The organism is Pseudomonas sp. UBA2684 (assembly GCA_002354655.1).
Lineage (GTDB): Bacteria > Pseudomonadota > Gammaproteobacteria > Pseudomonadales > Pseudomonadaceae > Aquipseudomonas.
The window spans coordinates 151,093-158,817 of sequence record DELY01000050.1; the positions used below are offsets into that span (position 1 = coordinate 151,093).

Genomic DNA, 7,725 nt, shown 5'->3' on the forward strand with positions numbered 1-7,725 from the left:
CTCGCGTGCAACTTGCCGCTAACCCACCCTACGGTGCTGCTTCGCCAGCGGCTGGGCTGAGCATGCTGGAGTAGTCGTAGGATGCGGTTGAGCGTAGCGATACCCATCGCTGCCAGATCCGCCAACTAATCAGCGCGCGCGGCCACCCACAACACGACATGGCGGCGGACGTTGGTTGCAGAATCGTAGAGTGGGTTAGGTGCGCAAACAGCGCTCACGCCCATGCTCGGATACTTGCCACCAACCTTCCCTTCAAGCAGAAAAGCCTAGCGCGCCGGTTTTTTCGCCGTTGGCTTGCCGCCAAAACTCGGCACCTTGCGCACCGCCTTGACCGTTGGTGCGGCCGGCTCGTCGCTTTCCATCCAGCGCCCCAGGCTGCCGCCTTTGCCGCCGCCGACCACTTTCGGCTTCTTGGCCTTCTTCGGCTTTTTCACCACCTGGCCGCCGGGCAAGGTCTGCGGCACACGGTGATCGGGAATGAAGTCTGCCTCGTCGATGCGTTGCAGCACCTGCTGGGTCAGGGTCTCGATGGCCGACAGCAGCTGCACTTCATCGGCGCACACCAGCGACACCGCCAGGCCCGTGGCGCCGGCACGGCCGGTGCGGCCGATGCGGTGCACGTAGTCTTCGGCGACGATCGGCAGGTCGAAGTTAACCACCAGCGGCAGGTCGTCGATATCCAGGCCACGGGCCGCCACATCGGTGGCCACCAGCACCTTGGCTTCGCCGTCCTTGAAGCGTTGCAGTGCGCGCAGGCGAGTGGCCTGCGGCTTGTCGCCGTGAATCGCGTCGGCGCTGATGCCGTGGCGTTGCAGCTCGGCTTCCAGCTCATCGACGCCCTTGCGGGTTTTCACGAACACCAGCGCCTGGCTCCAGCGCTTGCTCTGGTAGAGGTGCAGGAACAGCTCGCTCTTGCGCTTCTTGTCCACCGGAATCAGCCACTGTTTGACCGACTTGGCCGCCGCGTTGCGCGGGCTGACCTCGATGCTCAGCGGATCGTTGAGCATCTCGCCGGCCATGGCGCGAATCGCTTCGGAGAAGGTCGCGGAGAACAGCAGGGTCTGGCGCTTTTTCGGCAGCGCGGCGAACACGTCTTCCAGCTCGCGGGCAAACCCCAGGTCGAGCATGCGATCGGCCTCGTCGAGCACCAGGGTTTGTACTTGGTTGAACTTGACCGCGTTCTGCCGGTACAGGTCGAGCAAACGGCCGGGCGTGGCCACCAACACGTCGAGGCCTTTGCGCAGTTTCATCATCTGCGGGTTGATGCTGACCCCGCCATACACCGCATAACTGCGCAGCGGCAGGTGCTGACCGTAGGTCTGGAAGCTCTGCTGCACCTGCTCGGCCAGCTCGCGGGTCGGCACCAGCACCAGCGCGCGCACCGAGTTGCTGGCAACCACAGGGCCTTCCATCATCAGCCGTTGCAACAGCGGCAGGGCGAAGCCGGCGGTCTTGCCGGTGCCAGTCTGCGCGGCGGCCATCAGGTCGCGGCCTTTGAGGATCGGCGGGATGGCCTGGGCCTGCACCGGCGATGGGGTTTTATAGTCGAGGTCGTCGAGGCAGCGCAGCAGGGGCTCGATCAGGCCGAGAGAGGCAAAAGTCATAGGGTTCTAACCGCAGGGGCAATAAGGCAATGGCGCGCAGTTTATCCTGCCCGCCGCCGGCAAGCGCGTCTTCTTCGTCAGCCCACGGGACCAAGCGCCGCCCTATGCGGCGCGAATACGTTGCAGCGCTTGCGCCATCTTCGCCGCAGGGATTTTCTGCAAGCTGCACAGCAGCTCATGGGACAGCTCGGCAATGCCGTGCCGCTCACGCAGCAGGGCCGCCATAAAGCAGGTCAGGTTGGCGGCCATTTCCGCATCGGCCAGGGCCCGGTGGGCCTGGCCGGTATCCGGCAGGTGCGCCCAACGGTTGAGGTTGCCGAGCTTGTGGCTGGGGGCTTGCGGCAACAGCCGGCGCGAGAGCAACAGCGAACAGGCGAACGGCTGCACGCGCTGGCGACGGATCAGCGCCAATTCGGCATCCCAGAATTTCTGGTCGAAGGCGGCGTTATGCGCCAGCAGCGGAATGTCGCCGACAAAATCCGCCACCTCGTTCATCACCTGCGCCGCTGGCGGTGCGTTGCGCAGCATGCTGTTGCTGATGCCGGTGAGCTGCTCGATAAACGGCGGCACCCAGGCGCCGCTGTTCATCAGGCTCTGGTAGCGCGCGACGATCTGCCCGCGCTCGACGATCACCACCGCGATTTCGGTGGCGCGCTTGCTGCGCCGGCGACATGCCGGTGGTCTCGAAGTCGATGACTGCAATGGGCTCCACATCGGCTCCTTAGTGTTTCAACAACAACGCGCCGTCGATCGGCACATAGCGGCTGGCGGCGCGCACCAGCGATTGCGCGGTCAAGCCAGGCACGCCGTAGGCCACGGCCTCGACGCCATGACTGCCGCGAATTTTCTCCAGCAACAGGTCGAAGTCGCCGTCGCCGGATGCCAGCACCACTTGGTCGACGCGGGGCGCCGCGTCCATGATGTCGATGGTGATGCCGACATCCCAGTCGCCCTTGGCCGAACCGTCGCTGCGCTGGATAAAGGGCTTGAGCTTCACGGTGAAACCGAGGTTGCGCAGGATCTGCTGGAACTGCTGCTGCTTGGCGTCGCCACGGTCGATGGCATAGGCGTAGGCCTCGACGATCTGCCCATGCTGGCTGATGTCGGCCCACAGCGCGGCGTAGTCGAAATGGCAACCATACGCTTGGCGCACGGTGTAGTAGAGGTTCTGTACATCGGCGAATACGGCGATTTTCTTCACCGGGAATCCTCATTGGGAGCAAAAAAACGCCGCCCAGTATGCCTAATGCCAGTCGCTAAAGGACACTCGCGCCGATCACTGACCACCCGTAACACCATAGTCGTGGCGAGCAGCCGATCGTTGCGCGCCGTAACCCACCGCCACTGACGGATCGGCCAACATGACTATGTTGGAGCCATGCAAGCCATCGGCTAGAGTGGCGACTCTGCCCATCCGACCGCGACCACTGCCAATGAATGCCCTTCACGTCCTGCGCGACGCCTGGTTTTTCTTCAGTCACAACCTGGCGACCATCGCCCGGCTGTGCTTGCCCCTGGTGTTGCTCGAAGCGCTGGTGCAGCAGCAGGTCACTGCCCTGGTCGGCGTCGAGTCGGCGGCGGTTTATGGGATTTTAGTGGGGCTGCTGTTCTACCCGCTGTACACCGGCGCGCTGATCCTGTTTCTCGCGGCCCGCAGCAACAGCGAGACACCGACGATTCGCGACTTGCTCGCCGCCAGCCTGCGCCTGTGGCCGAGCTTCGTGCTGATGGCGGGCCTGAGTACCCTGGCGATCATGCTCGGCGCCTCGCTGTTTGTGCTGCCGGGGCTGTGGATCATGATCAAGCTGTGCTTCGCCGAATGCCTGCTGGTACTGCGCGGCCTGCCGCCGCTGAAAGCGCTGCACGAGAGTTTCGAGCTGACCAGCGGTTATTTCTGGCCGATTCTGCTCTGCGTGCTGTGCGTGATGGTGCCCCTGTGGGCGCTCGACTGGTGGAGCCAACCGGCCGCCGACAGCGAGCCGGACCTGCTGCTCCACCTGCTGTTGGACGGCGCCAATCGCTTCCTGCAACTGTTCGCCACCGTGGTGCTGTTTCGCCTGTTTATGCTGCGCGCCAGCCTGCCAGCGGCGGAATAACAGCGGGCTGCTGGCCTGCACGGGGGCCAAGCTCGGATGGTCGAAGTGCTGAGGCGCGACGCGTGATGGCGGGCTATGGCGAGGAGCGCCACAGACGCCGAACTCGACGAATTGAACTAACCACACAGACCACTACGCTATAGGGGCTGAATCTCCAAGGAGGATTCCCCATGGCCGACGCCAACCCCAGCATCCTGTCGCACCTATCGCTCGGCACCAACCAATTCGACCAGGCCGTGGCCTTCTACGACCGGGTTCTGCCGACCCTCGGCTGCAAACGCATCCTCGCCCACCCCGGCGCCGTGGCCTATGGCCGCGACTACCCGGAGTTCTGGGTGCAAACGCCGATCAACGGTCACCCGGCGAGCGTGGGCAACGGCACCCACGTTGGTTTTGTCGCACCGGATAAAGCCGCCGTGCATGCCTTTTATGATGCCGCGCTGGAAGCCGGCGCCGTCGGCGAGGGCGCACCGGGGCCGCGCGCCGAATACGGCGAGCCCTATTACGGCTGTTTCGTGCGCGACCTCGACGGCCACAAGATCGAGGCGACGTTCTGGGACCTGAGCCAGGTCTACGAGCTGTATATCGAGGCGCACGAACACTGAGTAACGTCGGCGTTTAGCTACGCCCGGCACGCTGCGGTTTCAGGCCGGACAAGCGCGGCAACAACACCCGCTCGAACACCCGCGGGAAGAACCGCGCGAGGATCCGCGCGCGCCAATCGACGTTGGACAGCACCAGCAGGCGCCGGCGCTTGAGCGCACCCTGGTAGATGGCTTCGGCAACATCCTGGGGTGAGGCGACCTTGCCCATCGCCAGCGGCGGCTGCGCGGCCACCGAGCCGTCGCCGACCAGGGCGTTCTTGCGCAGGTCGGTGGCGGTGAAGCCGGGGCACACCAGCATCACATTGACCCCAGCGCCTTTCAGCTCGTAGCGCAGGGTTTCGAACAGGCCATGCAAGGCATGCTTGCTGGCGTTGTAGGCGCTGCGGTAGAGCAACGGGGCGAATCCCGACAACGAACTGAGCACGATGATCTGTCCGCCACGGGCAATCAGGCTGGGCAGCGCCGCCTTGGTGCAATGCAGCGCGCCGAAGTAGTTGACCGCCATGACCCGCTGAAACACCGCCAGTTCGGTATCGGCAAAGCTGCTGCGGTGGGTGATGCCGGCGTTGTTGACCAGCACGTCGATGCCGCCGAAACGCTCGATGGCCAAAGCCACCGCGCGCTGCACCGCCTCGGCATCGGCAACGTCGCAGAGCAGGCCCAGGGCCTCGGCGTTGTGGTGATCGGCCAGGTGTTGCACCAGGCTATCCAACGCCTGCTGCTGCAAATCGAGAATCACCAGACGCGCGCCGGCCTGGGCCAAGCGCATGGCCAGGGCACGGCCGATGCCGGCGCAGCCACCGCTGATCAGCACCACCTTGCGGTCGAATACCTTGTTGGCGAACACCTTGCGATACATAGCGGGAACCTCGACTGATCAGGTTGGCGAAAGGCTGGCGCCAGGCCAGGCATAACCGGGCGCCACGCCGCCGCACGGCACACGACTGCGGCGAGCCGTCGCTACTACAACCGGTTATGGCTGCCGTCGCAACAAGGTGGCGTCTGGGTGTGCTTGCAGCCACAGAAAAACAGCGTGTCGCTCTGCTCGGCATGGTATTTCAGCGGCGTAATGCCCGTACCCTTATGGCTGCCATCGCAAAATGGCTGGGCCGCGCTGCGCCCGCAACGACACCAGAAATAATCCTCGCCGGCCAATACCTCGACCGGGTATGGGCCACGCTGGGCAATCAACGGTTCAGTCATGACAACCTCCGGTTCCCCCGCGCACCGCTATCGGCATAGGTCGCGGGCACAGTGCTGTGGGAAACGCCGAGCCACGGCTAGCAGGCCGTGTTTAACGCCGAATCGGCAACCCAGGTGGTTGTGCAACGGCCGGTTAGGCAACCAGGCCGGCGCATTTCTCGGGTATGCTCGACCTTTTCAGCATAGTCCAAGCCCCCTGCGGCTAAGCCTGCCCATGACCTTGCCACGCCCGCTGCGCATCTCCCTGCTCGCCTTGTTGCTCATCCTCAGCGCCTTGTTCGCCCTGGTCTATAGCCTGACCTGGCGACCCGCCGCGCGCGCGGCGGCGCCCGTCAGCTGCACGGCTCAGGCCCCAGTACTGCAACCCGGACAAGCCCTCAAGGTGATGACCTGGAACGTGCAATACCTGGCCGGCAAGCGCTACGTGTTCTGGTACGACCTGGCCGACGGCAGCGGCCCGCACAGCCGCCCCAGCAGCGCAGACCTGGCCTTGACCCTGGACCAAGTGGTGCGCGTGCTGCGCGCAGAGCAGCCGGACATCATCCTGTTGCAAGAGCTGCACGACGGCGCCAAAGCCAGCGATTACCAGGACCAACTGGCGCTGTTGCAGCAAGGCTTGCGCGACGTTTACCCGTGCAGCGCCCAGGCCTTCTACTGGAAGGCCGCGTTCGTGCCGCACCCACGGATTCTCGGCAGTGTCGGCATGAAGCTCGGCACCCTTAGCCGCTACCAGATCGGCCATGCCGAACGCCTGCAACTGCCGCAGATGTCGGCCAACCCGCTCAGCCATGCGTTCAACCTCAAGCGCGCCTTGCTGATCAGCTACCTCCCCTTGCGCGGCGGTGGTCAGTTGGCGGCGATCAACACCCACCTGGATGCCTTTGCCCAGGGCGACGACACCATGCGCCAACACGTGGCGATGACCGCCCGCCTGCTCGACCAATTGCAGGCCGAGGGCACACCCTGGCTGCTCGGTGGCGACTTCAACCTGCTGCCGCCCGCGCAATATCAACGCCTGGCACCGACCCAGCGCAGCGGGTATGCGCCGCACAGCGAATTGCAGCAACTCGCCGAACGCTACCCGATGATCCCCAGCCTGGAGCAGGCCAACGGTGCGCAGCAAGCCGAGTGGTACACCCACTTCCCCAATGACCCCAGCGTGCCGGGCCCCGACCGCACCCTCGACTACCTGTTCCACAGCCCGCAACTGACCCTCCTCGACGCCCGCGTACGGCAACACGACACCCTGACGATTGCCGATCACTTACCGCTGCTCGCCCGCCTGCTGCTGCCACTCGACTAGGCTAACCACAGGTCGGCGCACGCAGAATGCTGGACAACACCGGCCGTGCTTCGCCATGCTCGGCCTGGCGACACTTTTATAACGACAAGACGGCCAAGAGCCGCTGCGTAAATCGATGCCAAAAATCTGCTGCCTTGTACTGATCGCCGCCCTCTGGGGCAGCCTGAGCCACGCCGAAACGCTTGCCGACGGCCCACAACCGGTGGTCCAAGTCGGTTTCTATGAGTTCCCGCCTTATTCCTACAGCGACAGCCAAGGCCGCCCGCGAGGCGCGATCCTCACGCTGACCGAGCGCCTGCTGGCGCACGCCGGCTACCGCGCCGAGCTCCGTTCTTACCCTGGCGCCCGTCTGTACAGCGGCTTGCAGGACGGCAGCGTGCAGGTCTGGCCCGGCGCCCCAGGCAAACCGGAGCTGGCGGCACACACCCTGGAAACCCACACGCAAGTCGGAGAAATCGTCCTCAACCTGTATTTTCGCCGCGACACGCAACTGCCACGGATTCCCGACGACCTGAAAGGCCGCGGCATCATCCTGATCAGCGGTTACACCTATTGGCAGCCGACCAACGACCTGATCAACGACCCGGCCCTGGCCATTCAGCAGCACCGCACCGGCACCCACACCGCCGCCCTGGAAATGCTCCAGCGCCGCCGTGGCGACTTTCTGTTGGACTACCAGACCCCGGTGGAGCAGGCACGGCGGCGCCTGGGCATGGGCGAATTACCCTTCGTGCAACTGCAACGCCTGCCGCTGAAATTGATCGTCTCGCGGTACGCCCCCGGCGCCGAAGCCCTGCGCGACGCCCTGGACCGCGCCTATCAGGAACTGCAGGCCAGCGGCGAAGACCTTCGCCTGCCTTAACAGGCCGTTGAAAAACTACCTACGTTGCCGATACTGCGTTAAAAACGGCCTC

At 64.6% G+C, this 7,725-nt stretch carries 8 protein-coding genes and 1 pseudogene; 4 read left to right on the top strand and 5 right to left on the bottom strand.

Annotation, left to right across the window (positions count from 1 at the left end; translation table 11 throughout):
• Positions 1-266: 266 nt before the first annotated feature.
• From B3M58_RS18365 to B3M58_RS18375, 3 genes and pseudogenes are all read right to left on the bottom strand, one after another.
• Positions 267-1,604 (bottom strand): DEAD/DEAH box helicase, encoded by a 1,338-nt coding sequence (locus B3M58_RS18365; protein ID WP_296221294.1) that lies wholly within the window; start codon positions 1,602-1,604, stop codon positions 267-269.
• Positions 1,605-1,706: 102 nt separating this feature from the next.
• Positions 1,707-2,316 (bottom strand): annotated as a pseudogene (locus B3M58_RS18370) (PolC-type DNA polymerase III).
• Between the two features lie 9 nt (positions 2,317-2,325).
• Positions 2,326-2,805 carry an NYN domain-containing protein gene (locus tag B3M58_RS18375; protein WP_296221296.1) on the bottom strand — a complete coding sequence of 160 codons (480 nt, stop codon included), beginning with the start codon at positions 2,803-2,805 and terminating at the stop codon, positions 2,326-2,328.
• Positions 2,806-3,037: 232 nt separating this feature from the next.
• Here B3M58_RS18375 and B3M58_RS18380 point away from each other — a divergent pair, with 232 nt between their 5' ends.
• The gene (locus B3M58_RS18380; protein WP_296221298.1) at positions 3,038-3,700 is read left to right on the top strand and encodes a YciC family protein; all 663 of its coding nucleotides are present in this window, start codon (positions 3,038-3,040) and stop codon (positions 3,698-3,700) included.
• 170 nt (positions 3,701-3,870) lie between these two features.
• Positions 3,871-4,305 (top strand): VOC family protein, encoded by a 435-nt coding sequence (locus tag B3M58_RS18385; RefSeq protein ID WP_296221299.1) that lies wholly within the window; start codon positions 3,871-3,873, stop codon positions 4,303-4,305.
• A 13-nt stretch (positions 4,306-4,318) separates the two neighbouring features.
• Here B3M58_RS18385 and B3M58_RS18390 read toward each other — a convergent pair whose 3' ends face one another.
• Entirely contained in the window at positions 4,319-5,164 is an 846-nt protein-coding gene (locus B3M58_RS18390; RefSeq protein WP_296221301.1) for an SDR family oxidoreductase, read from the bottom strand.
• Positions 5,165-5,268: 104 nt separating this feature from the next.
• Complete coding sequence (locus B3M58_RS18395; protein WP_296221303.1) at positions 5,269-5,508, bottom strand: CDGSH iron-sulfur domain-containing protein; 240 nt, start codon at positions 5,506-5,508, stop codon at positions 5,269-5,271.
• A gap of 214 nt (positions 5,509-5,722) precedes the next feature.
• Between B3M58_RS18395 and B3M58_RS18400 the strand changes: the two genes are divergently transcribed.
• Positions 5,723-6,811, top strand: coding sequence for an endonuclease/exonuclease/phosphatase family protein (locus B3M58_RS18400; protein ID WP_296221305.1), 1,089 nt, complete (start codon positions 5,723-5,725; stop codon positions 6,809-6,811).
• A 115-nt stretch (positions 6,812-6,926) separates the two neighbouring features.
• Complete coding sequence (locus B3M58_RS18405) at positions 6,927-7,673, top strand: substrate-binding periplasmic protein (RefSeq protein ID WP_296221308.1); 747 nt, start codon at positions 6,927-6,929, stop codon at positions 7,671-7,673.
• Positions 7,674-7,725: the final 52 nt, after the last annotated feature.

Bases quoted from the DNA above. Each gene is read 5' to 3' on its own strand.
- B3M58_RS18365 (WP_296221294.1), bottom strand. From the start codon at position 1,604: ATGACTTTTGCCTCTCTCGGCCTGATCGAGCCCCTGCTGCGCTGCCTC.
- B3M58_RS18380 (WP_296221298.1), top strand. From the start codon at position 3,038: ATGAATGCCCTTCACGTCCTGCGCGACGCCTGGTTTTTCTTCAGTCAC.
- B3M58_RS18385 (WP_296221299.1), top strand. From the start codon at position 3,871: ATGGCCGACGCCAACCCCAGCATCCTGTCGCACCTATCGCTCGGCACC.
- B3M58_RS18390 (WP_296221301.1), bottom strand. From the start codon at position 5,164: ATGTATCGCAAGGTGTTCGCCAACAAGGTATTCGACCGCAAGGTGGTG.
- B3M58_RS18395 (WP_296221303.1), bottom strand. From the start codon at position 5,508: ATGACTGAACCGTTGATTGCCCAGCGTGGCCCATACCCGGTCGAGGTA.
- B3M58_RS18400 (WP_296221305.1), top strand. From the start codon at position 5,723: ATGACCTTGCCACGCCCGCTGCGCATCTCCCTGCTCGCCTTGTTGCTC.
- B3M58_RS18405 (WP_296221308.1), top strand. From the start codon at position 6,927: ATGCCAAAAATCTGCTGCCTTGTACTGATCGCCGCCCTCTGGGGCAGC.